The sequence below is a fragment of the Microbulbifer sp. GL-2 genome, from assembly GCF_007183175.1.
Taxonomy (GTDB): domain Bacteria; phylum Pseudomonadota; class Gammaproteobacteria; order Pseudomonadales; family Cellvibrionaceae; genus Microbulbifer.
In genome coordinates, this window is the sequence record NZ_AP019807.1 from 2580111 (window position 1) to 2603442 (window position 23332).

20 protein-coding genes are annotated in these 23332 nt (G+C 53.6%); 9 read left to right on the plus strand and 11 right to left on the minus strand.

What is annotated here, in order from left to right:
* Positions 1-50: 50 nt before the first annotated feature.
* Positions 51-653, minus strand: coding sequence for a class I tRNA ligase family protein (locus GL2_RS21910; protein ID WP_370452151.1), 603 nt, complete (start codon positions 651-653; stop codon positions 51-53).
* Positions 554-2647 (minus strand): leucine--tRNA ligase, encoded by a 2094-nt coding sequence (gene leuS / locus GL2_RS11200; protein WP_232053598.1) that lies wholly within the window; start codon positions 2645-2647, stop codon positions 554-556. Before leuS ends, GL2_RS21910 begins: the two co-directional genes overlap by 100 nt.
* A gap of 162 nt (positions 2648-2809) precedes the next feature.
* Between leuS and GL2_RS11205 the strand changes: the two genes are divergently transcribed.
* The 3 genes from GL2_RS11205 (at position 2810) to GL2_RS11215 (ending at position 4612) form a co-directional block, all read left to right on the plus strand.
* Entirely contained in the window at positions 2810-3259 is a 450-nt protein-coding gene (locus tag GL2_RS11205; RefSeq protein WP_143730736.1) for a hypothetical protein, read from the plus strand.
* Entirely contained in the window at positions 3256-4038 is a 783-nt protein-coding gene (locus GL2_RS11210; RefSeq protein WP_232053599.1) for a YdcF family protein, read from the plus strand. Before GL2_RS11205 ends, GL2_RS11210 begins: the two co-directional genes overlap by 4 nt.
* Positions 4039-4198: 160 nt before the next feature.
* Positions 4199-4612: a hypothetical protein gene (locus tag GL2_RS11215; RefSeq protein WP_143730737.1), complete on the plus strand. Its 414-nt coding sequence runs from the start codon at positions 4199-4201 to the stop codon at positions 4610-4612.
* A gap of 45 nt (positions 4613-4657) precedes the next feature.
* Here the strand turns inward: GL2_RS11215 and GL2_RS11220 are convergent, their stop codons facing one another.
* The 6 genes from GL2_RS11220 to miaB all read right to left on the minus strand — a co-directional run bounded on the left by GL2_RS11220 (position 4658) and on the right by miaB (position 11468).
* Positions 4658-5575: a TIGR01777 family oxidoreductase gene (locus tag GL2_RS11220; protein ID WP_143730738.1), complete on the minus strand. Its 918-nt coding sequence runs from the start codon at positions 5573-5575 to the stop codon at positions 4658-4660.
* A 139-nt stretch (positions 5576-5714) separates the two neighbouring features.
* Positions 5715-7286: an apolipoprotein N-acyltransferase gene (gene lnt / locus GL2_RS11225; RefSeq protein WP_143730739.1), complete on the minus strand. Its 1572-nt coding sequence runs from the start codon at positions 7284-7286 to the stop codon at positions 5715-5717.
* 129 nt (positions 7287-7415) lie between these two features.
* Positions 7416-8309 carry an HlyC/CorC family transporter gene (locus GL2_RS11230; RefSeq protein ID WP_370452056.1) on the minus strand — a complete coding sequence of 298 codons (894 nt, stop codon included), beginning with the start codon at positions 8307-8309 and terminating at the stop codon, positions 7416-7418.
* 65 nt (positions 8310-8374) lie between these two features.
* Complete coding sequence (ybeY, locus tag GL2_RS11235) at positions 8375-8845, minus strand: rRNA maturation RNase YbeY (protein ID WP_143730740.1); 471 nt, start codon at positions 8843-8845, stop codon at positions 8375-8377.
* A gap of 17 nt (positions 8846-8862) precedes the next feature.
* The gene (locus GL2_RS11240; RefSeq protein ID WP_143730741.1) at positions 8863-9891 is read right to left on the minus strand and encodes a PhoH family protein; all 1029 of its coding nucleotides are present in this window, start codon (positions 9889-9891) and stop codon (positions 8863-8865) included.
* A 209-nt stretch (positions 9892-10100) separates the two neighbouring features.
* A complete protein-coding gene (miaB, locus tag GL2_RS11245; protein WP_143730742.1) occupies positions 10101-11468 on the minus strand; it encodes a tRNA (N6-isopentenyl adenosine(37)-C2)-methylthiotransferase MiaB in 1368 nt (455 codons plus the stop codon).
* Positions 11469-11649: 181 nt separating this feature from the next.
* Here miaB and GL2_RS11250 point away from each other — a divergent pair, with 181 nt between their 5' ends.
* From GL2_RS11250 to GL2_RS11260, 3 genes are all read left to right on the plus strand, one after another.
* Positions 11650-11982, plus strand: coding sequence for a DUF1820 family protein (locus GL2_RS11250; RefSeq protein ID WP_172621124.1), 333 nt, complete (start codon positions 11650-11652; stop codon positions 11980-11982).
* Between the two features lie 304 nt (positions 11983-12286).
* Positions 12287-13078, plus strand: coding sequence for a UDP-2,3-diacylglucosamine diphosphatase (locus tag GL2_RS11255; protein ID WP_143730743.1), 792 nt, complete (start codon positions 12287-12289; stop codon positions 13076-13078).
* A complete protein-coding gene (locus GL2_RS11260; RefSeq protein WP_143730744.1) occupies positions 13075-14763 on the plus strand; it encodes a lysophospholipid acyltransferase family protein in 1689 nt (562 codons plus the stop codon). Before GL2_RS11255 ends, GL2_RS11260 begins: the two co-directional genes overlap by 4 nt.
* A gap of 56 nt (positions 14764-14819) precedes the next feature.
* Here the strand turns inward: GL2_RS11260 and GL2_RS11265 are convergent, their stop codons facing one another.
* On the minus strand, positions 14820-16097 hold the full coding sequence (locus GL2_RS11265; protein ID WP_143730745.1) for an aminotransferase class I/II-fold pyridoxal phosphate-dependent enzyme: 1278 nt from the start codon (positions 16095-16097) through the stop codon (positions 14820-14822).
* A 144-nt stretch (positions 16098-16241) separates the two neighbouring features.
* Positions 16242-17108, minus strand: a complete 867-nt coding sequence (locus GL2_RS11270) for a DUF6279 family lipoprotein (RefSeq protein ID WP_143730746.1) — start codon at positions 17106-17108, stop codon at positions 16242-16244.
* Between the two features lie 278 nt (positions 17109-17386).
* Between GL2_RS11270 and nagB-II the strand changes: the two genes are divergently transcribed.
* Positions 17387-18385 carry a glucosamine-6-phosphate deaminase NagB-II gene (nagB-II, locus tag GL2_RS11275; protein ID WP_143730747.1) on the plus strand — a complete coding sequence of 333 codons (999 nt, stop codon included), beginning with the start codon at positions 17387-17389 and terminating at the stop codon, positions 18383-18385.
* A 50-nt stretch (positions 18386-18435) separates the two neighbouring features.
* Positions 18436-19563 carry an N-acetylglucosamine-6-phosphate deacetylase gene (nagA, locus tag GL2_RS11280; protein ID WP_143730748.1) on the plus strand — a complete coding sequence of 376 codons (1128 nt, stop codon included), beginning with the start codon at positions 18436-18438 and terminating at the stop codon, positions 19561-19563.
* Positions 19564-19591: 28 nt separating this feature from the next.
* Here nagA and GL2_RS11285 read toward each other — a convergent pair whose 3' ends face one another.
* The gene (locus GL2_RS11285; protein ID WP_143730749.1) at positions 19592-20677 is read right to left on the minus strand and encodes a LacI family DNA-binding transcriptional regulator; all 1086 of its coding nucleotides are present in this window, start codon (positions 20675-20677) and stop codon (positions 19592-19594) included.
* A gap of 831 nt (positions 20678-21508) precedes the next feature.
* On the opposite strand from GL2_RS11285, the gene edd reads away from it, so the two are divergent.
* Complete coding sequence (gene edd / locus GL2_RS11290) at positions 21509-23326, plus strand: phosphogluconate dehydratase (RefSeq protein ID WP_143730750.1); 1818 nt, start codon at positions 21509-21511, stop codon at positions 23324-23326.
* The last annotated feature ends 6 nt before the right edge of the window (positions 23327-23332 follow it).

Consider the following 23332-nt stretch of genomic DNA (forward strand, 5'->3'; position numbering starts at 1 on the left):
CGGCCAAAGTGGGCCGGGAGTAGTGTGCTCCCGGCCATTGTGTTACCGACCTATTTCGCAACAATATTCACCAGCTTACCCGGTACGACAATAACTTTGCGTACTGTGGCATCGCCAATAAATTTCTGCACGTTTTCATCTTCCAGGGCCATTTTTTCCAGGCTCTCTTTATCAGCATCGGCCGCAGCTTCCAGCTTGGCGCGGACCTTACCATTGACTTGAACCACCAGTGTGATGGTTGAGCGCACAAGTGCTTTTTCATCCACTTGAGGCCAGGGCGTATTAATCAGGGCACTGGAGTTGCCCAGTACCTGCCACAGTTGGTGGCAGATATGCGGCGCGATAGGTGCAAGTAATAGTACCGCGGCCTGCAGAGCTTCCCGCTCAACGGCAAGACCCTGTTCGCTATCGCGCTCTGCCAGTTTATTCACTTCATTGAGCAGCTCCATAACTGCGGCAACGGCGGTATTGAAAGTCTGGCGACGGCTGTAATCGTCACCCACTTTCTGGATGGTTTCGTGGGCTTTGCGGCGCAATTGCTGCTGCTTGTCGCTCAGTGACTGCTGATCAATCTCAGCTTCGCTGGAGCCGGCAGCAACATGGTTGTGAACGGTTTTCCAGAGTTTGCGCAGGAAGCGGCTGGCGCCTTCCACACCGGCGTCGTGCCATTCCAAGGTTTGTTCGGGGGGGCTGCGAACATGGTGAACAGGCGTACCGTATCGGCACCATACTGCTCAACCGCCGCATGCGGGTCTATGCCATTGTTCTTGGATTTGGACATTTTCACCACGCCACCGGCAATAATCTCTTCACCGGTTGCACGTTCGATAGCCTTGGTGGGCTTACCCTTTTCATCGCGCTCGACATCCACGTCGGCTGGGTTGATCCAGGTTTTATGGCCGTGTTCTTCTTTATAGAAAGATTCGGCTAGCACCATGCCCTGGCACAGTAACTGCTTGAAAGGCTCGTCACTGTTTACCAGACCTTCATCACGCATCAGTTTGTGGAAAAAGCGTGCGTACAACAGGTGCAAAATTGCATGCTCAATACCCCCCACATACTGGTCTACAGGCAGCCAGTAGTTGGCGCGATCCGGGTCGAGCATACCTTCCTCAAAATCCGGGCAGGTGTAGCGGGCATAGTACCAACTGGATTCCATAAAGGTGTCGAAGGTGTCGGTCTCACGTTCAACAGGAGTGCCGTTGAGTTCATCCTTGCGCCACTCAGGATCGGCCTTGATCGGGGACTGGACACCGTCAAGCTCCACATTTTCTGGTAACAGGATGGGGAGTTTCTCAGCTGGTACCGGAATTTCTCCGCCATCGGCGAGGTTGAACATCGGGATGGGGGCACCCCAATAACGCTGACGGGAAACACCCCAATCACGCAGGCGGTAATTGGTGGTCACCCGTCCCTTATCGGCAGCCACCAGTGCTGCGGAGATTGCGGTAAAGGCACTATCGAAATCCAGACCATCAAAGCTGCCTGAATTTACCAGTCTGCCCTTTTCTGTGAAGGCTTCCTTTTCCAGGTCAACGGTTTGGCCATCGGCGGCTTCAATAACCTGTACTACGGGCAGTTGATACTTCTGGGCAAATTCCCAGTCGCGTTGGTCGTGTGCCGGAACTGCCATGACGGCGCCGGAACCGTAATCCATCAGTACATAGTTGGCTACCCAAACAGAGACTTCCTCACCTGAAATGGGGTGAACAGCTTTCAGTCCCGTATCCATGCCTTTCTTGTCCATAGTGGCCATATCGGCTTCGGACAGAGACTGTTTTTTACACTCGGTAATAAAGGCTTTCAGCTCCGGGTTGCTCTCTGCCAGCTCCAGGGCGATAGGATGTTCGGCGGCCAGGGAAACATAGGTCACGCCCATCAGGGTATCCGGGCGGGTGGTGTAGACATCGAAGTGGTCCATACCAGCCACTGTCTTGGGCAGGGCGAAGCTCAGTTCCACACCGCGGCTTTTGCCTATCCAGTTGCGCTGCATGGTGCGCACCTGTTCGGGCCAGTCGGGCAGCTTGTCGAGGTCATCGAGCAGTTCTTCTGCGTAATCTGTGATCTTGATAAACCACTGGGCCAGCTCGCGGCGCTCCACTGTAGTGCCGCAGCGCCAGCAGGCCCCGTCCTCTACCTGTTCATTGGCAAGCACAGTCTGGTCGTGGGGACACCAGTTCACGGCAGAGTTCTTCTTGTAAACCAGGCCCTTCTCGTACAGGCGGGTAAAGAACCACTGCTCCCAGCGGTAGTAAGAGGGCTGGCAAGTGGCCAGTTCCCGTGACCAGTCGAAGCCAAAACCAAGGGCTTTTAACTGGCCCTTCATGTAATCGATATTGGCATAGGTCCATTTGGCCGGGGCGGTTTTGTTCTGGATTGCAGCGTTCTCAGCTGGCAGTCCAAAGGCATCCCAGCCCATCGGGTGCAGCACGTTTTTACCCTGCATACGCTGGTAGCGGGTGATTACGTCGGTGATGGTGTAATTGCGCACATGGCCCATGTGCAGTTTGCCGCTGGGGTAGGGGAACATGGATAGGCAGTAGAACTTTTCCCTGCCGGTGTCTTCCTTAACCTCAAAGCTCTTCTGTGCCTCCCAGAATTCCTGGGCGGAAGCTTCGACTGCGGAGGGGTTGTACTGCTCTTCCATCGATTGGGGACCTATACTCTGTGATCAAAAATTTGCGGGGAACCGTTCCAAATATTGGGTGGGACTGCCTGTGATCTGTAATCTATGGGATTGATCGTGATCAATTGCCGTCCCCAGGGCATCCTATAGGATGCACAAACGCGAGATTATAGGAGGGATACCGTGACGAAGGAACCAAAGTTACCACCGAAGGATGATCTGGCCGATGAGTTTCGCGAGGATCTTGAAAATCTGGTTGAAGGAGAACTGGCGGTGGAGGACCTTACTGCCAACAAAGTTGCTTTTCTTCGCGCTTGGTTAAAAGATGACCTGCACCGTGCATCGGATTACCTGCAAGGTCTTGGGGGAGAGTTACGAACCCTGGAGGAGCGCGGTGGCGACTGGCTGTTGAATGCAGCAGATCCAACAGAAACAGCGTGGCCCAACCTGATGCGCTGTATCCGTGAGGGTAAGCCCTGGGCACTGGCTGGCGAATACGTGGGGGCGGACGAGGAATTACAATGCCTTGGGTGTGGCTATCGGGCTCTTCCACCGGAGAACACCCAGATTACCCCCTGTCATCGTTGTGGGTACGGGTGTTTCCGCCAAATTGAGGGCGGTCTCGAGTATTGATCGAATTTCACACGGTAATGACCAACCTACTAATGCCGCCACTGGCACCATTGCTGGGATTGTTGCTGGCATTTTTCCTGCGCTTTTCCCCTGAGGGCTCTCTGCTGGGCAGATTTGCCCTGCCGCTGGCGGTCATTTCCTTTGCCGTGCTCTGGATCAGTGCCACCCCGGCATTTTCCAGCTGGCTGGGAAAGCGCCTGGGTGACGCACCGGACCTCGCTGGCGTATCTCCGGAGGCGGTAGTAATCCTCGGCGGAGGACGCTACAGGGATGGAGAAACAGGCAGTGAGCGTCTGTCTGCTACAAGCTTGGAGCGAGTATTGTGGGCCGCCCAGCAAGCACCAAAGAAGCTTCCGATACTGGTTTCCGGTGGGCGTGTTTACCGGGATGAGCGCGCAGCTGAGTCGCAATTGATGGAGGCCCTGCTGGAAGACAAACTGTCGCGTACGGTAAGTTGGCGCGATGATTGCAGTCGTACTACCGCAGAGAATGCGGTAAACAGCGCTGGGATATTGCGTGGTGCTGATGTGAAAAGTATTGTCCTGGTCACCCATTGGTGGCACATGCCTCGGGCAGCCGCAGTATTTAATGATGCTGGATTGCAGGTGCAGCCGCTGTCGGTAGGCAGTGCAGCGGAATTGCTGCCCAGGGCCCAGGGGGGAGTGTTGCGCCGGGTGCCCAGTGCTGCGGCCCTGCTGCGTACGCAGACATACTGGCGAGAGCTGCTGGGGCAAGCATGGTATCGTTTTAGGCCCCTGCCGCCAATCAGGAAATGTTGAGGAACTTTTAGGGTAACGGAATTTCTGAGGCCTACAGGAAATGAGGGAACAGGCGTCGAGCCGGATAAAAAGTACTCTTGAATGCTAGTTGCACCGGAATTAGGATGACTGGCGCCACAGGACTAACCCGCTGATTATCTTTTAACATGGAGTAGCGACTGTGGATTACAAACATAACAATAAACGAGATAACCTTAAGATGAAGGGCATCCCGGTTTCTTTTACTCCCATCCAACTGCACAATCGCTTGAACCGGGCGGTTTGGATTGGCTTCAAGCGCGTGGAGCAGGATGGGCGAACTCTATTATTTCTATGTGCTGGCTCGGAGAGTGGCGCTCAACTACGCAAAAATTTTGAAACCTTTGCGGGACAAATTGTACGCGAGTATCGTTTTGATCCATCAGAAGTGGAATTTATTGAACTGCGCGAAAGAGCTGAGGAACACCACTGGTACCGCTGGCATGCTCAGTGGGTGGGCTCTGCGCCAATGGAATGCCACGGAGATTTGGTAACCAGTGAGTCCAGTCGACGCTACCTTTCCGAAGCACTGGAGAGTAGTATGGCCGCCGCTTGAGTGGCGTCTTTAATTTTGGTTGCCTGACACAATCTGGAATCGAGCCTAAGCCTGTGCGTTGCTGGCGGCGCTGCCGCCATTTATCAGGTCGGCAAGTGCCTGCTCCAGGGTGGGAAACTGGAAACTGTAGCCGCTGTCGAGGGCGGTGCGGGGCTCAACCCGCTCGCTGGACAGCAGCAACTCCTCCGCCATGTCCCCAAAAAGAATTTTTAGCAGCCAAGCTGGCGAGCGCATAAAAGATGGCCGATGCAATTGTTTGGCCAAAAGCCGGGAAAAACTGTTATTGGTCACTGCCTCGGGGGCGCTGGCATTGAATGTGGTACAGAGGCGCTTGTCGATGGCATGCAGTATCAGCCCCACCTCATCCTCTTCGTGAATCCAGCTCATCCAATGCTCTCCGGAGCCCATGGGGCCGCCAAGCCCCAGGCGGAAAGCCGGTAACATCTGTGGCAGGGCACCGCCGCGGGTAGAGAGCACTATGGCAGTGCGAATGATCCCGACACACATTCCGGCTCTTTGTAGTGGGAGTGTTGCTGCCTCCCAGTCGCGACATAATTGCGCGGAAAATCCGCCGCCGGGAGGGCTGTCCTCCCTGAGCAGCTCGCCACCGCGATCCCCGTAGTAACCTATCGCTGATCCTGACAGGAAGTAATCCGGGCGTTTCCTCTGGGCCAGGGCCCAGCGCACCAATTTTTCTGTGGTATTCAGACGGGAGCTGCGAATCTCAGTTAGGCGTTTCTCAGTCCAGCGGCGGGAGATAGGTTCTCCCGCCAGGTTTACTACAACATCAACCGGTTCTTTGACCTCCTCTGGCTCACTGCAGGCCCCGACTGCTTCCCCGCAATGGGTACGCACCTTGTCCGGGTGGCGGCTCAATACGGTGATTGTGTCGCCGCGGGCGAGCCAGCGCTGGCAAAAGAGTCTGCCTATCAGGCCTGTGCCACCACTGATTAAACAATGCATAGGAGGGCATCCCTGCCAAGAATTTACCGGTAATTTGCTTGCAGCATAGCAGCCAGGCCCTATCGGGGCCTGTACCTGGCGGGCTGAAGTTGTTCCTGCCCCGATGTTAAACCGGGGCTAAGAATTCTAGGGGCGAGGGCTACTTATTGGTTGTGACTTCGCCAGTGGCTGGGTTGCCGGTCTTGTCGGCCCTTTTACGACGCAGAATAGCTGCCAGGGCCAGCATCGGCAGAGCCAGGGCAAATACGATGGAGATACCGGCCAGCATAAATGGGGTCGAGCCTCGCATTGCACGAATGTCGCCAGTCATATTGGCCTGCTCGAATTGCGGGAGTTGCTTGAGGATACGTCCGCGCGGATCGACGATCGCGGTTACCCCGGTATTTGTTCCTCGCACGAGGTAGCGGCCGGTTTCCAGGGCGCGCATCTGTGCCATCTGCATATGCTGCAGTGGCCCTATGGATTCCCCAAACCAGGCATCGTTGCTGATTGTGAGAAGCACCTGAGCTGAGAGCGCGCTGTTGGAAACCAGGCGCGGGTAGACGATCTCGTAACAGATCAGCGGCGCCCAGCTGGCCCCTGCCGCGTTTAACGGGCGCTGCTCTTCGGGCCCGGAGCGGATAAAGGAAGTTGGTAAATTAAAAAATTCGATGGTACCGCGAATGAAATCCTCCAGGGGAACATACTCGCCGAAGGGCACCAGATGGCGCTTGTGGTAAACGCTGGGGCTTCGGCCATATACCGCGGCCGAATTGTGCACAACACCGCTGCCCCCATTGGGATCACGGATGTCGTAGAGAATTCCACTGATCAGGTCGACCCCGGTTTTTTCCGCATTGCGCTGCAGTGCCCGCATCAGGTTGGGAGCCTGGCCGTAGAGCATCGGCAGTGCTGCTTCCGGCCAGATGATCACGTCTACATCCTTGTCACTCAGGGCGCGGGTGCCATCCTGGTATCGGCTGATAGTTTCGCCGCGAAATTCCGGTAGCCATTTTTTTTCCTGTGGAATATTCGCCTGTACCAGTCCCACTGTAATAATTTTACCCTCGGCGTGAGTCCACTCCACATTGGCGAGGGCGGCGCCGATGGGCCAGGGGAACAGGGCCACACTGAGTAGAGCGATATGGCTGCGCTGTTTAAGTGGTGTCAGGCGACCGCTGGCAGCGAGGGCGAGTACCGCTGCGCTAAAGGCTAGCAACAAACCGATACCGTAAACACTCACTATTGGAGCCCAGCCCGACAGCCAGGTCTCCAGGTGTGCATAGCCGGAGAAGAGCCAGGGGAAGCCGGTGAATATCCAGCTGCGGAACCATTCACTGATAAACCAGAGTGCGGCAAAGGCCAGGGCAAAGCTGAATTTGTTATCGGTGAAACGGCCGAGGAAATAAAAGGGGGCGGCCAGCAATATCGCCATCAGGGCGACAAAACTGCCGGTGAGTGCGAGCCCGAGAGGAACCGATGAATTGCCAAAGTTTGTGATCGAGATGTATACCCAGGAACCGCCAGAGGTAAACAGGCCCAGACCATAACAAAACGCCAGCCACAGGGTAGTGCGCCCGCGCAGGGTTTTTCCTCCGGAGGCCATCAGGTATAGCCAGGCGAGCAGGGCAAGGGACAACAGACCGCAGGCCCAGTAATTGAACGGGGCGAGAGAAAGTGTCATCAGCCCGCCAGCACCAGCACTGACAAGGGGAAAAAGTAATCTTCGCATAGACTCGCTTAATTGATGACCGACCACTGCGGCCGTGCATCCGATATTTCCTGCCCTTACAGCTGAAATCTCGTGTAGGGCGCTGTTGATGATCAGCTCCTTGCACGAGATTCAGTGAGGGGCTTCTGGTTAATCCTCTTCCGGCGGCTTGTGCATATGAGACACGCGCAATAAGTGGATCTGCCGGCTATCCGCGTAGAGGACACGGAACATAAAGTCACCCAGGCGGGTTACCTCATCTCGACCGGGCAGATGGCCGAAAGACTGCATGATTAGACCACCAACAGTGTCAAATTCTTCATCGCTGAATTCACACTCAAAAAATGCATTGAATTCTTCGATCGGAGTGAGCGCTTTGACGATGTAGTCATTGTCTCCAACCCGGCGGATAAAGCTATCCTCTTCCTCCTCGTCGGTTTCGTCTTCGATCTCACCGACAATCTCCTCGAGAATATCTTCAATCGTGACTACGCCTGAGACACCGCCATATTCATCGATAACCACTGCCATGTGGTAGCGGTTCTCACGAAATTCCCGCAGGAGGATATTCAGGCGTTTGCTCTCGGGAATGATATTGGCCGGGCGAATAATATCTTCGAGCTGGAATTCGCCGACACCCTTGAGGAGTAGGGGGAGCAGGTCTTTGGCCAGGAGGATTCCACGGATATCGTCGATGCTCTCACCGACAACTGGAAAACGGGAGTGGCCTGATTCGATAATTTTGGGCAGGAATACTTCGGGTTTGTCTTCCAGGCCCACTACTACCATTTGCGAGCGGGGGATCATTATCTCCCGTACTTGCTGGCTGGAAACATCCAGGGCACCTTCGATGATGGACAGTGCCTCAGCGTCTACCAGTTGGTTGTCAGCCGCGTCTTTAATGATATCCAGCAGCTCATCGCGGGATTTTGGTTCAGCGGAAAACGCGCTGAACAGCTTTTCCAGCCAGTTTTTTTCACTCGATCGGGGTTTACTTGAAGAGTGACTACTTGGGGGCTCGTCTGTGGTCATGGAAGTGGCCATGCTCCGGGTATCTCTCGTCTCTTGCTAATCAATTTCAGTTAATCGGTAAGTGGGGGGGCGGGGGGTCACCCTGCCTCCTCCAAAGGTGTATAGGGATCGGCAAAGCCCAGCTGTGCCAACAGTTTTGTCTCCAGCTGTTCCATAACCTCGGCCTCGGCGTCGTCGATATGGTCATAGCCCAGAAGATGCAGTGTGCCATGGACCAGCATATGTGCCCAGTGCGCGGGAAGCGATTTGCCCTGTTGATCCGCTTCCATTTGTACAATTGGCGCACAGATCACAAGGTCTCCCAGCAGGGGAAGATTCAGCTCCGCCGGAAAGTCCGTATGAAAGGACAGAACATTGGTCGGCTTGTCTTTGCCTCGGTACTGGTGGTTGAGCTGCTGGCTCTCGTCTTCATCGACAATACGCACAGCGAGTTCGACCTCTTTGCGATGAGCGGGCAATGCTGCGATAACCCAGGAGCGGATGTCGTCATCGGAGGGTAGGTATGTACAGCGGCTAGCCCGCTGCACATCCAGAGTTAAATCAATCATAGGTGTACAGCGGAGCCTCAGGCTGCATTTTCGCCAGCCTTGCTGGGAACATCTATTTCCCGGTCGGCCTCGTGGATATCGTAAGCCTCCACAATGCGCTGTACCAGGGGGTGACGCACAACATCTTTAGCGCCAAAGTGGGTAAAGCTGATGCCGTTAACCTTTTTGAGCACCTCAACAGAGTGGCGCAGGCCTGAAGCCTGGCCACGGGGCAGGTCTACCTGGCTGGGGTCGCCAGTGATCACTGCGGTTGAGCCGAAACCGATACGCGTCAGGAACATCTTCATCTGTTCACGTGTGGTGTTCTGGCTCTCGTCGAGAATGACAAAAGCGTTATTCAGGGTGCGGCCGCGCATATAGGCTAGAGGAGCTACTTCGATCACATTGCGCTCGATTAGCTTGCCGACCGTCTCAAAGCCGAGCATCTCGTAGAGAGCGTCGTACAGAGGGCGCAAGTAGGGATCCACCTTCTGGCTCAAGTCACCGGGCAGAAAACCCAGTTTTTCCCCGGCTTCTACAGCTGGTCGCACTAGCAGGATACGCTCAACCTGATCCTTGAGCAGAGCCTCGACCGCGCAGGCCACTGCCAGGTAAGTCTTGCCTGTGCCCGCCGGGCCTATTCCGAAATTGATATCGTTGGATTGAACCGCATGCACATATTTGCGCTGGTTCAGTCCACGGGGACGCACGGAGCACTTCTTGGTGCGGATTAAGACTACTTGGTCGGCCTCTGAAGAATCTTCCTTGTCGCCCTTGTTGAGCAGCTCCTCGACACCTGACTGCTGCAGGGCCAGGTGAATTTCATCGGGCGTCAGGTGATCCTGAGAGTCGGTTTCCTTGTAGAGGAAGCTCAGCAGCTCACCTGCAGCCCTGGCCGATTTGGACTCGCCATAGATGGCAAACTGGTTACCGCGGTTGCGGATCTCAATATCCAGTCGCTGTTCGATTTGGCGTAGATGTTGGTCAAATTGGCCGCAAAGATTTGCGAGACGGCGGGCGTCGTTGGGCTCAAGGGTGATGTTGTGAGCTAGGGTATGCGTTTCCAAATTGGTTTCCGGCACCTTAATTTGTAGGGTTCACTGCTAGGGTATACCCATTTTCCCTATATGGGAAAGTCTTGAGTGCTACCAATAGGTTCTAACTTTACCCGATTTTAATTACACCTTGTAATTTCATAGGGTTTACTAGGTCAATTTGGCGGCAAGATGTGCTTTAGAAGCATATCTTGCCGGTGGGAGGGCAGTCTTGCGGGCTATTAGAAAAGGTCTTCTTCTAATTCTGAGGTGACCAGGATGCCGCGCAATGAGTTGGGTAGGGCCTCTTCAATTACCACATCGGCAAACTTACCGATCAATGCCAGGTCATCGGCGCGGAAGTTGACTACCCGGTTATTTTCGGTTCGGCCCTGAAGCTGCCCGGGGTCTTTCTTTGATACACCGGTCACCAGGACCCGCTCGGTGTTACCCACCATGCGTCGGGCAATCGCTGCGGCTTGCTGGTTGATACGGTTCTGGAGCAGCTGCAGGCGTTGTTTCTTCACTTCCTCCGGGGTGTCGTCGGGCAGGTCTGCCGCCGGTGTCCCAGGGCGTGGCGAGTAAATAAAACTGAATGAAACATCGAAGCCCACTTCCTGGATCAGGTTCATAGTGGCCTCGAAGTCCCTGTCGGTCTCGCCAGGAAAGCCGATGATAAAGTCGGAGGAGAGGCAGATATCCGGGCGTATTTTTTTCAGACGGCGGATCTTTGATTTGTACTCCAGCGCTGTATGGCCGCGCTTCATTGCCATCAGGATACGATCTGAGCCGCTCTGTACTGGCAAATGGAGATGGCTGACGAGTTCCGGCACCTCTGCGTAAACATCAATCAGGGCGTCGGAGAACTCAACCGGGTGGGATGTGGTATAGCGGATACGATCTATCCCGTCGATTGCCGCCACATAGGTGATTAGTTCAGCAAAATCCACCTCGTGGCCGTCTTCGCCAGCTGCGCGGTAGGCGTTTACATTCTGGCCCAGCAGGTTTACCTCTCGCACCCCCTGGCCGGCCAGGTGGGCAACCTCTTCCAGTACATCGGCAACGGGGCGGCTCACTTCCTCCCCGCGAGTGTAAGGCACAACACAGAAGGTGCAGTACTTGGAACAACCTTCCATAATAGAGACGAAGGCAGTGGCACCGTCGGCTTCGGGCTGGGGCAGTCGGTCAAATTTCTCGATTTCCGGGAAGCTGATATCCACGACGACTACGCCGTTTTTCTGTTCCTTGGTTTCCATCATCTCCGGCAGGCGGTGCAGGGTCTGAGGGCCAAAAATCAGGTCAACGTAAGGAGCGCGCTTAGCGATGGCTTCGCCCTCCTGGCTGGCTACACAGCCACCGACGCCGATAACCAGATCGGGATTCTTCTCCTTAAGGCGTCTCCAGCGGCCGAGTTGGTGGAATAGTTTTTCCTGAGCCTTCTCGCGAATAGAACAGGTGTTGACCAGTAGCACGTCTGCATCTTCAGGGTCGTCGGTGGGTACCATGGCGTGGGACTCGCCGAGCAGATCGCGCATCCTGGCGGAATCGTACTCATTCATTTGGCAGCCGTGGGTTTTGATGTATAGCTTTTTAGCCGGTGTATCGGACATATCGTGCCTGGTTAAAAACTGGTCAATTAAACGGGTGGGGCATTATAACGACAGGACCCGGTACTGCATAGATGGCTATATTAGCGGTTGAGAACCTGTGCTATTCTTGCGCGCTTTTTCGGGCTTTGCCCGCTTTCTGATCAATTTTGAGCTTCGGGGTATTCCCCATCCTGAGAGACTTATGGCCAACCCGATATATAAAGTGATTTTCCACAACCAAAACCAGGTGTATGAACTCTATGCCCGGGCTATTTATCAAAGCGATATGTACGGCTTTATCGAAGTCGAGGAGTTCGTATTCGGGGAAAAGGCCCAATTGGTTGTGGACCCCAGTGAAGAAAAGCTGAAAAACGAGTTTGCTTCGGTAACCCGTTCCTACATTCCCATGCATAGTATTGTGCGCATAGATGAAGTAGAGAAAGAGGGAACCGGCAAGATAGTCGAAGTTAAGGGTGACAAGGTAGCGAAGTTCCCTTTTGCTCCTCCTATCAGGCATCCCCAGGATACCGAGTAATTCTCTTCCTCCCTGGTTGCGGGCTGGCGGGCGATTGCCCCGCTGGTCTGAACATTAAAACCTCCGCAGTTTTTTCCTTTCCGCTGCAATATAAGCTTCAATAAAAATCCTCCTGACTGTCATCAAATCGCTGCAAAGTGATTGCCCAGGCGATCAACACATATATCAATGTCTGTGTGATCGCAGCTTGTAAACCCTTGTTTTTTCCTGGCTGTGTGGCACTGCGTGAGCTGCAATTGATTTCCCTTATGTCGGCAAAGTAACTCATCGCAGCTAACAGCTGGTCAAAGTCTGGAATATTGCTATGAGCAATCGCTACCGCGCACTGTGGATATCCGATGTCCATTTGGGTAGTAGAGATAGTGAGCCCCATCGGCTGGCCGATTTCCTGGCGCAGAACCGCGCCGATACGGTTTATCTAGTGGGCGATATTTTTGATATGCATGCTCTGTCCAAGGGGCGAGGGACCTGGTGCCAAGCATCATCCATGCTGCTGGAAATGCTTTCCGAGTTAAGTTCCCTGGCACAGGAAGTGATTTATATCCCTGGGAATCACGATGCCCCTATGCGCAGCTGGGCCGGTAAGCGTCTTGGCAATATTCGTATTGAGCGAGACTGGATACACACAGCTTCTGATGGCCGCCGCTATTGGACCACCCATGGGGATCAATTTGAGCACCATATAAAAGTGCATCCAGTCAGCTACCACATCGGTGATCGCAGTTACTACTTGATGTTGCGCTTTAATCGCTGGATCAACTATTGGCGTAGCCGTTTTGATAAACCCTGGTGGTCCCTGGCCAGCCAAGTAAAAAACAGGGTTGGCGCAGCCCGGCAAATGATGGGTGACTTTGAAAATATCGCTGTAAAAGCGGCGATAGGAAAGGCGGTGGATGGCATTGTTTGCGGGCATATCCACCGCCCTGCATTGTGGCAAAAAGAGATCGGGAGTGGCACTGTGACTTACGCCAACTGTGGAGATTGGGTTGATTCCATGAGCGCGATAGTGGAGCAGCAGGACGGCAGCCTGGAGCTATTGCATTGGTACAGAGCACCGAAAATTGCCAGCATAATGACAGAGGTGGTGGCAGCATGATCCAATTGGAAACACTATTGCAAAGAAACCCCTGGTATAGTGCGGCACCGCAGAAAACCACTCGTAAAATCGTCTCCGCCACCTTGAAAAAAATTTGCTGTGAAGAGCGAATTCTGGAGTTTGGACGGCGCTATCCGCACTTGGGTGGAATTGACTTTATTCGCCAGTTATTTACCGAGCTGAATTTTCGTTATGAGTTGAATCCCTCGGAGCTGGAAAGAATACCTGTCAGCGGACCATTGGTTATTGTTTCCAATCACCCTCTCGGCAGTCTCGATGGGCTCGCGCTGATTGATATGGTGACCAGGGTGCGTAAGGATGTACGCGCTGTTGCCAGTCAGTTACTTTGGAATATCAAACCTCTACGCCCACATTTCTTACCTGTGGATAATTTTCAAGGACGCACTCGCCGCACGGATGTTGAGGGAATTTACGATCACCTGGGGCAGGATGGTGCCATTATTATTTTCCCCGCCGGGGAAGTATCGCGCTTTAGTCCCCACGGAGTGCGCGATGGTCGATGGAATCCAGGGTTTGTCCGCTTTGCAGAAAAAGCGAATGCGCCAATTCTCCCTGTGCAGGTTCTAGGTAGAAATTCCTGGTGGTTCTACGGGTTATCGATGCTGAATAAACCCCTGTCGACACTTTGGTTAATTCGGGAAATGTTCAAGCAGTCCAGTCGCGGTATTGATATCCGAATTGGCCGTCCACTTGAGGCGGAACATTTCCGTAGCTGGCCATTGACTCCGCGTGCTCAGGCTGCTCTTTGGCGCAAACATGTGTATAAGTTGCAGCGCTCACCAGCAGCTCTTGGCCCCGAATTAATAGCTGCTGCAGAACCCCGGCCTGAAGTGGCAAGTGTTATTGAGAATTGCGAGGTGTTGACAGCACAGGGTGCATTCTCAGTGCGTCTTTACCGCCAGAGAGCTGATTGTCCGGTGATGCGTGAGTTAGCGAGAGTACGAGAGGTGGCTTTTCGTGCAGTGGGGGAAGGGACCGGGCTGAGCCGTGACTGGGATGCCTTTGATGCCCACTATGAGCACTTATTATTATGGGATCGTGAGCGCCAAGTGATTGCCGGGGCCTATCGTCTGGCGACTACAGAGGCTTTAGGCGAGGATGAAATTTACAGTGGGACTTTATTTAATTACCCAAGTCCTCCTGGTCAGTGTTTACCCGCGTCTGCGGAACTCGGGCGAAGTTTCCTGTTGCCCGAATATTGGCGTGGGCGAGGGCTGGATTTACTCTGGGCGGCCATTGGTCAGTGGGTTTTACGGAATAAAGTACGCTACCTGTTTGGGCCGGTATCTATGCCGGGGACTTTCTCTGTACGGGCCAAGTCAGCGATAGTACGCTATTTTTCTCACTATTTTGCTCCGGAAAATTCCTTGGGTGATGCACGTTTGCCTTTCCTTCAGGCTGCTGAATCCCTGCCACTACTTTGCGGGGATTCAGTTTCTGATATGCTCCAGCTAAAACAGGTGCTGCGCGAGGAGGGTGTGGTGCTTCCGCCACTTTTTAAAAAGTATGCATCCCTGACCAAGCCAGGAGGTACCACTTTCCACGCTTTTAATATTGATCCGGATTTCTGTGATTCCGTCGATGGCCTGGTGGTCGTTGATCTCCATCTCGCCGACGAAAAATTTGCCAGACGGTATTTGGCCGGCCATTTTCACCAGGAATAAAAAGCGGCCGAATTGGCCGCTTTGATTCATCGGATTCTCCGTGCAAAATTTTAGGGTTATCCTGTTTCTTGCAGGCGGTTCCGGATACTTGCCAGTTTGACGCAGAGCACAAATATGGCCATGGCTGTATCCAGTTCCTCAAGGGGGGGGAAACTCGGAGCAATACGGATATTACTGTCCTCAGGGTCCTTGCCATAGGGGAAAGTAGCTCCGGCCGGTGTGAGCTTTACTCCGGCATCCGCTGCCAGTTTTACTACGGCTTTAGCGCAGCCGGGGCGGGTGTTGAAAGAGACAAAGTAACCACCCTCGGGTTTATCCCACTGTCCCAGGTCGGAATCCCCCAGACCATTTTGCAGATGCTCCAAAACACAATCGAACTTGGGTTTGAGAATATCAGCATGTTTGTGCATGTGATTTTTTAAAGTGGTGAACTCAGTAAAAAAACGGGAGTGACGCAGCTGATTTACCTTGTCCGGACCGATGGTCATGGCCTTCATCTGATGCTTTAGGGAGTCAAGGTTGGCGCTGCTGGCACTGACAAAAGCGATCCCTGACCCTGCATGGGTAACCTTGGAGGTAGAAGCGAATTGCAGGACAGAATCAATGGTATCGTTTTCCAGGGTGGCCGAGCGGATGCTGGGCAAGCTCACATAGTGGCCGAGGTCGTGAACCGAATAGGCATTGTCCCAGAATATACGGAAACCCGGATTGGCAATTTGTCCCAATTGCGCCAGGCGCTCGACAGTTTCGCCACTGTAAGTGTCACCGGTGGGGTTGGAATATTTGGGAACACACCAGATGCCAATAATATCGCTGTCTTCTTTGATGTGCTTTTCCACAGCATCCATATCGGGACCATCTCCCCTCATGGGAATATTGATCATGCCAATGTCAAACTGCTCGCAGATGGTGAAGTGACGGTCGTAGCCGGGAACCGGGCAGAGAAATTTGGGCGCTTTTAATTCCCTCCAGGGGGGATTGCCGGCAAAACCGAACAAATAACCAGTTACTACTGCATGGTACATCAGGGTGAGAGAGCTGTTGCTGCCGGCAATGACCTCATCTGTGGGTACCTGCAACATATCCGCGCCCAGTTCCCGGGCACAGGTAAGGCCGATGAGGCCTCCGTAATTGCGTGTATCTGTGCCATCGGCAGCGCGGTAATCAGTAGCGAGGATGCCGTCGAGTTTATCGGATAAATTTAATTGCTCCGCCGAAGGTTTTCCACGGGTAATATCCAAACTCAGTTCATGTTGGCAGATACGCTCATAATGGGCGCTTAATTCCTTCTCCCACTCCGCTAGTTGGGCACTATTGGCGGATTCGATATGCACAAGATTTCCCCTGGCTGGTCATTGGAATAGGCGAGCTTAGCAGCCTGTGTGTGGCTTCGTCAGCCCTGTTGATGTCTGGGATTGATAGTTTCTAATGCATCTATTTGTAGTTAAAGATTCTGGCTTGCTCTTTTGGATGTGATGTTACTGGCTGGCGAGGGTGCGGAAGTCCTGGGCGTATTCACGCAGCGTTTTACTCAGGTGGTGTCGCTGGGCTGGGCTGGTGCTGGATAGTATTTGTTTGGCTAAATCTCGCGCCTGTTGCTTGCGTTTCTCCTGCGCCTGGCGGTATTGAGGGGACCAGAGCTGCTCTGGGCTAACTAACAGGCTACGAAGCTTATCCAGATACCCCTCAGGTTTTGTGCGCAACAGTTCCATGGCTTTTGCCTGCCAGAGCAGTCTCTGCTCACTGCGTAGCAGGGGGTTGTATTCCATTTTGGATACCATGGCGGCAATCAGGTTTTTTTGTTCTTCGGTGAGGCTACCGAGCCAGCGTACACTCTCCTTGCGGATTTGTTTATCCCGCTTACGTTGAATTTTCTCTGGGGACCTTTGCCACTTTCTCAGGCTTTTTTGATCCTTTTTCAGGAGATTACTCTGTAGTTCATCAATCTGCTCCTCACTCAATTGTGCAGCTATTGGTAACAGCAAGTTGTAAACATTTTCGCTAGCAGAATTCAGGAAGTGCTCAACCTGTCTTTCAATAGGTTCCAGCTGAGGGTTTTCCAGTCCACCCTCGTCAACCCGGTCTGCCAACTGGGTAAGGAAATCGGCGTAACGGGGTAGCTGTGTCTGTCGATGCCAGCGGAAAAAACTTTGTAATGCAGCTCGCAATTCGCCTTTCTGGGTTCGGTCCAGACTGACATAGTCGTTGGCTTTCCAGCGTATCCAGTAGTCCACATTGTTGTAGACAAATTGAATACTGGAGCAGCTACTGAGCAATAGAAGGGTGACAATTAGCGCAACACTGCGCCAGAAATACGTTATTGGCGTACCAGCTGGCTTTGCCATCGACTCTTTCCTATGGAAATTGTTCGGCTGCTGCCGATGGGTCAACTCCAAGCATAGATGATGGGCATTGGGCTGTTGTATGGCGCTTTATACATTTTAGCAGCAGTGAGGCCCTCATTTGATTGGCAGAGAGATATACCAATGGCAAATCATAGTGCTAATTGGGTATGGTCTGTGAGAGAGCAGCACATAGACTAATTATTGCAGTTCCATTTTAGGCCCCGGTCAACATCGGGGGTGGGGCTGTACAAAAATCTTCATTGCGAGTGGAGGGCGGCATGGCCACCACCATTATGGAAGCTGAGGCCCGGGAGGCTCCGGCCAGGATTGCCGAGCAGTTGCAAAATAATGCGGCAATCATGACTCGCCTGGGGGAGCGACTACGTGCGCAGCCCCCGCGCTTTGTCATGATTGTGGGGCGTGGTTCATCTGATCACGCAGGGGTTTTTGCCAAATACCTGATTGAGATTGAAACAGGCACGCCGACTTTTGCGGCGGCACCTTCAGTTTCCAGCGTCTATGGGCGCAGACTGAAATTGGAGGGAGCCCTGGTGCTGGTGATTTCCCAGTCCGGGCGCAGCCCGGATATCCTTGCCCAGGCGCGCATGGCAAAGGAGTGCGGTGCCTATACCGTGGCTCTGGTAAACGATGAGCAAGCTCCGATTAAGGGCGTTGTCGACCAGGTTATTCCTTTAAAAGCGGGTCCTGAAAATGCAGTGGCGGCTACCAAGAGTTATCTGGCAACCCTGTCTGCGGTTTTGCAATTGGTGGCCTTTTGGACAGAGGATAAGGCGCTCAAACAGGCCTTGGAGAGATTACCGGAGACCCTGGAGACTGCGGTGCAGGCAGATATCCAGCTGCGACCTGAAGACCTGGCTGCGGTACAAAACCTGGTGGTGCTCGGGCGTGGGCCCGGTTATGGCATTACCCGTGAGCTGGCTCTGAAGCTGAAAGAGGTGTGCAATATTCACGCAGAATCCTTTTCCAGTGCTGAGTTTTTGCACGGTCCGGTCACTCTGGTGGAAGACAGGTTGACGGTGGTGAATGTTCCTATTGAAGATGAATCTTTTTACTGCCATAGCGAACAGATTGATGACATCGTGCGCCGGGGAGGCGCCCTGATTAATTTACATGTGCCGAGCAAGGGGGTGCACCCAAGGGTCGCACCACTGGCATTACTGCAACGCTTTTATATTGATGTGGCCCACGTGGCTGTCAGTCGGGGAATTAATCCGGACGAACCTGCGGGACTGAAAAAAGTCACCCAGACCGTGTAGTAATTTGCTCACACGGCCCCGCCAAGGGGAGGTGATTGAGGAGGGGGAGCGTGGGTTTTGCCCTGGTAGCAGAGCGATTGTTTGACGGCGAGCAGGTGCATGAGGATGCGGTGCTGGTTGTCGATGATCACGGGCGCATTATTTCTCTCGGGGGAGAGACTCCAGCCGGGGCGCAATATGTCCCCGGACTACTGGCACCCGGTTTGATAGATGTGCAGGTTAACGGTGGTGGCGGTGTATTGTTTAACCAGGAGCACAGTGTCGATGGATTGCGCACCATCGGTATGGCGCATGCGCAATTTGGTACAACTGCCTTCTTGCCCACCTTGATCACCGACCGCTTCGATATAATGAGTCATGCCGCAAACGCGGTTAGTGAAGCTTTACGGGAGGAGGTTCCCGGGGTAGTCGGTATTCACTTTGAGGGGCCGCATTTGAGCGTACCCAAGAAAGGGACTCATGAGCAGTCATTGATTCGCCCCCTGAGCGATGCCGAGTGGATCCTGTATGCTCGCGATGACCTGGGGGTAAAAGTCGTCACCCCGGCTCCCGAAACTGTGCCCGTAGAGGATATCCACCGCCTGGTATCGCTGGGAGTCTGCGTGTGCCTGGGGCACTCCAATGCCGATGGGGAAACCGTACGCGCGGCGCTGGCTGCTGGTGCGACGGGATTTACCCATTTGTATAACGCCATGTCACCTTTGCGCTCGCGCGAGCCGGGAATGGTGGGGACAGCTTTAATCAGCGATAGCGCTTGGTGTGGATTGATTGCTGATGGTCACCACGTCTGTTCCGAAGCCATAACGCTCGCTTTAAAAACCAAGCCCCAGGGCAAGTTGATACTGGTCACGGATGCAATGTCCCTGGTCGGGAGTGACGCGCACAGCTTTCCCCTGTTTGATCGGGTGGTGACTCGCGAAGGCGACAAATTGACTTCTAGTACTGGGGAGCTGGCTGGGTCACACCTGGATATGATTGGCGCAGTACGCAATATCTGCCAGTGGTGTAATTTGAGAATTGATGAAGGTCTGCGCATGGCAAGCCTGTACCCAGCGCAATTTCTTGGTTTACATGTCGGCAGGATTTTTCCTGGTGCCAGGGCTGATCTAATTTTATTGGATGAAAGCCGGCGAGTGCAAAAAACCTGGATTGGTGGTAGCCAGGTTTTTACCCGGTAGACTCTGCATCTGGCGGTGTGGATAAATCTCAGCTATTGATGGCTTTTTGCGGCGCTGCTCCACTGGATTCCCGCACGATGAGCTTGGGGGTGAAATAACGGGTAATTTTTTGTTCTCGATTTACTGAACTCGCGCCTTCTTTGCTTTTTCCACTCCTTTCCCCATTGCACTTACTTTGAATACGCTTCAGTACCAGCTCTGTCGCACAGCGCGCAATTTCGTCGTTGGGCTGATGTGCGGTTGTGAGTTTTGGCCAGGTTTGGCGTGAGAAGGGGCTATCTTCAAAACCGGCGATAGATAGTTGCCGGGGTACGTCAAAATTGAGCATACGTGCGGCAAACAATGCACCTGCAGCAATTTCATCATTGCCGGCAAAAATAGCTGTGGGGGGATTGTTGGACTGCAATAAGGCAGTAGCATTGGCTACACCTGAATCAAAAGAATATTCCCCCGGTATTACTAGTTGCTCATCAAAGGGAAGCCCTGTCATTCGCTGAGCCTTTTTGTAGCCTTCCAGGCGCCCCTGGGTTGAGAAATGCTCGGTACCGCCACTCAGGTAAGCAATGCGTTTGTGCCCATAATCCAGCAGGTGTTGCGTGATAGTAAAAGCTGCTGCGGTGTCGTCGATCAGAATACTGTTGTTTTCAGTCGATTCGTTGCCGTGGGATGAAATAATCCGTACAAATTCCACGTCCATGGCACAAAGGGTGTCGATGACTTCAGGACTTTCAGAGAAGGGTGGAGTAAGCACTAGTCCCGCAACCCTGTTCTGCTCCACCAAGCGGTGCAGTGTATCGTGAATAGTCCTTGATTCGGCATTGCTCGGGTGGATAAGCAGCTCGTAGCCTTGCGCTCTGCAGGCTTCAAGGATGCCGTTTTGCATATCAATAACGTAGTAAGCGTTGGGGTTATCGTAAATAAAGGCAATTGAATAAGAGTGTGTCCCAGCCAGGTTGCGCGCGGCCAGGTTTGGGCGGTAATTCAGTGCTTGCACCACTTCCAGAACACGCTCCCTGGTGCTCGGGCGTACCGAGGGTTCATTATTCATGACCCGTGAGACGGTCTTGATCGACACGCCTGCGCGCTCTGCCACGTCATTAATAGTGACCTTCATTGATATCGATCCTTGCGGCTTGAATCCCTAGTGTTGAAGTTACCTGATAACAGTTTGGCATCTTGCCGGTATTGGCGGGCGCGGATTCTTGCAGCCTGTTGGCGGTGCCACCCCCGGTCCTGAGCGGGTCACCTCTTTTACTGGCTTTTACACAAACCTTCATTCCTGGGAGCTCATGCAATTCATGTAATTTTCTTACAGTTTGACTGATCTGTCAGTGCCAGTCTGTCCGCAGAGATCTCAAATTAAGTGCCCATACTTGTATTTAGGTGGCAATTTACGCCACTCTATCCAGCAATTTTGCTGGCTAGTGGAGGAAATCTCCAAACTCAGCATAAGTTCTTGAATGTTTTTGTAGTTTTACTACATAATGTTCCAAATTGAGGCTGGGTTGCGTTTAACCGGATTTTGGTGACCCCTTGGGCGCGGGAAATTTCTACCCCATTGCAGGGGAGGAGGTGAAGACCATGCTGCCTTATTAACATGCGGGGTGCCAAACCTGGATATGACTGCTGGCGGGAAGCTGCATGCTTTCAGTAAGAAAGTTCTTCCAAGGGCGCCAGAAATACTCTTTCAGGCGCAGCATTTATTTTTTTCTGGAATGAATTTTTGGTTTTACCCTCTGGAGAGCAACAGATTCTCCAAGCACCTGGTTCTGTTACTGGGTGATAGGTCGCCAGCCGCACTACAACCCAGTAGTTGGAGCGGAGTTCTCCCTGGTGGATTCCCCTTTCAAGGATGAATGATCACCGGTGGTTGAGAGACCCCCGAAATACGGCATTGGCGACTGGGCTGGTGACGGTGTTACAGCAGAATTAATACGGACGAGTCATGGTTCACAGCAAGGTTCAGGCAATTACCGATCGCATTATCCAGCGCAGTGAGGAGACCCGCGCCCAGTACCTGGCGCAGGTGGAAAAGGCTCATGTTGAAGGCCGGGCTACTGCGCACTTGTCTTGTGGCAATCTGGCACATGCGATTGCTGCCTCTCCTGAAAAGGAAAAGCAGCTGATTGCATCCGGGAGAGGGCCCAATCTGGGAATTGTTACCGCCTACAACGATATGCTCTCTGCCCACCAGCCCTACGGGACTTACCCTGCACACCTTAAAGAGGCAGCGGCGCGCCACGGCGCTACTGCCCAGGTGGCAGGCGGAGTACCGGCGATGTGTGACGGTGTCACCCAGGGGCGGCCGGGTATGGAGTTGAGCCTCTTTTCGCGCGATGTAATCGCCATGTCCACAGCCGTGGCACTGTCCCATGATGTGTTTGAGGGCGCTATGTTCCTCGGCATTTGCGACAAGATCGTCCCGGGTTTGGTGATCGGCGCCCTGGCGTTTGGCCACCTGCCATCTATTTTTGTGCCCGCAGGCCCCATGCCCACCGGCCTTTCCAACGCGGAAAAGGTGCGGGTGCGCCAGCTCTATGCTGAGGGCAAGGTTGGCCGTGAAGAGTTGCTGGAAGCGGAGAGCGCCTCCTATCACAGTGCTGGTACCTGCACTTTCTACGGTACCGCTAACAGTAACCAGATGCTGGTTGAAATCATGGGCCTGCAATTGCCAGGCAGTTCTTTTGTTAATCCGGGAACAGGCCTGCGCGATGCCCTGAATGAAGCGGCGGTAGCGCAGTTGGCGAAAATTACCGAGCCCAGCCAACATACATCGATCGCCAAAATCCTGACCGAAAAAGCTTTTGTAAATGGTGTTGTCGGCTTATTGGCTACCGGTGGCTCCACCAACCATACCCTGCACCTGGTGGCTATGGCCCGTGCAGCAGGCATCCAATTAACCTGGCAGGATATGGCAGATCTCTCCGAAGTAGTGCCCCTGCTGTGCCATGTGTACCCGAATGGTACCGCAGATATTAATCACTTTGCCGCAGCTGGCGGTATGCAGTTCCTGATTCGCGAGCTGCTCTCCGCAGGTCTGCTGCACGATGATGTGCACACAGTGCTAGGCGATTCCGGACTCAAATCCTACTGTAACGACCCCTTCTTCAATGATGCGGGTGATGGTGTGGTATGGCGCCCGACCGCGAAGGAGAGTGCTGATACTTCGGTTATCCGCCCGGTGAGCGACCCCTTCTCTCATCACGGTGGCCTGCAGTTGCTCGAAGGCAATCTGGGCCGCAGTGTGATCAAGGTGTCTGCAATTAAGTCAAAGCATCTCAAAGTAAAAGCCCCCGCGATTGTCCTGCACAACCAGGATGAGCTGCTGGAGCGGTTTAAAGCTGGTGAATTGGAACGCGACTTTGTAGCCGTTGTACGTTATCAGGGCCCCCAGGCCAACGGCATGCCGGAGCTGCATAAGTTGACGCCTACGCTGGGGGTGCTGCAAGACCGCGGTTTTAAGGTGGCATTGGTCACCGATGGTCGCATGTCGGGAGCCTCCGGCAAGGTGCCGGCGGCCATTCACATGTCACCGGAAGCGGTCGAAGGTGGCCCCATCGCCAAGGTGCGCGATGGCGACGTTATTGAGCTGGATTCAGAGGCGGGCGTGTTGCAGGTACATGTGGACGAAGCAGAATTTGCCGCACGTGAAGCCGCACAGTGCGACCTGTCAGGAAATGCACGGGGCATGGGCCGTGAGCTTTTCACCAATATGCGCGCTATTGCCAGTGGTGCAGAGAGCGGTGCCAGTATTCTTTATTAATTAATG

Coding starts and splice junctions, on each gene's coding strand:
- GL2_RS11255 (WP_143730743.1), top strand. CDS start 12,287: ATGAGCAATCGCTACCGCGCACTGTGGATATCCGATGTCCATTTGGGT.
- GL2_RS11220 (WP_143730738.1), bottom strand. CDS start 5,575: ATGCATTGTTTAATCAGTGGTGGCACAGGCCTGATAGGCAGACTCTTT.
- ybeY (WP_143730740.1), bottom strand. CDS start 8,845: ATGATTGATTTAACTCTGGATGTGCAGCGGGCTAGCCGCTGTACATAC.
- GL2_RS11260 (WP_143730744.1), top strand. CDS start 13,075: ATGATCCAATTGGAAACACTATTGCAAAGAAACCCCTGGTATAGTGCG.
- nagB-II (WP_143730747.1), top strand. CDS start 17,387: ATGGCCACCACCATTATGGAAGCTGAGGCCCGGGAGGCTCCGGCCAGG.
- leuS (WP_232053598.1), bottom strand. CDS start 2,647: ATGGAAGAGCAGTACAACCCCTCCGCAGTCGAAGCTTCCGCCCAGGAA.
- GL2_RS11270 (WP_143730746.1), bottom strand. CDS start 17,108: ATGGCAAAGCCAGCTGGTACGCCAATAACGTATTTCTGGCGCAGTGTT.
- lnt (WP_143730739.1), bottom strand. CDS start 7,286: ATGCGAAGATTACTTTTTCCCCTTGTCAGTGCTGGTGCTGGCGGGCTG.
- GL2_RS11250 (WP_172621124.1), top strand. CDS start 11,650: ATGGCCAACCCGATATATAAAGTGATTTTCCACAACCAAAACCAGGTG.
- GL2_RS11230 (WP_370452056.1), bottom strand. CDS start 8,309: ATGGCCACTTCCATGACCACAGACGAGCCCCCAAGTAGTCACTCTTCA.
- edd (WP_143730750.1), top strand. CDS start 21,509: ATGGTTCACAGCAAGGTTCAGGCAATTACCGATCGCATTATCCAGCGC.
- GL2_RS11285 (WP_143730749.1), bottom strand. CDS start 20,677: ATGAAGGTCACTATTAATGACGTGGCAGAGCGCGCAGGCGTGTCGATC.
- miaB (WP_143730742.1), bottom strand. CDS start 11,468: ATGTCCGATACACCGGCTAAAAAGCTATACATCAAAACCCACGGCTGC.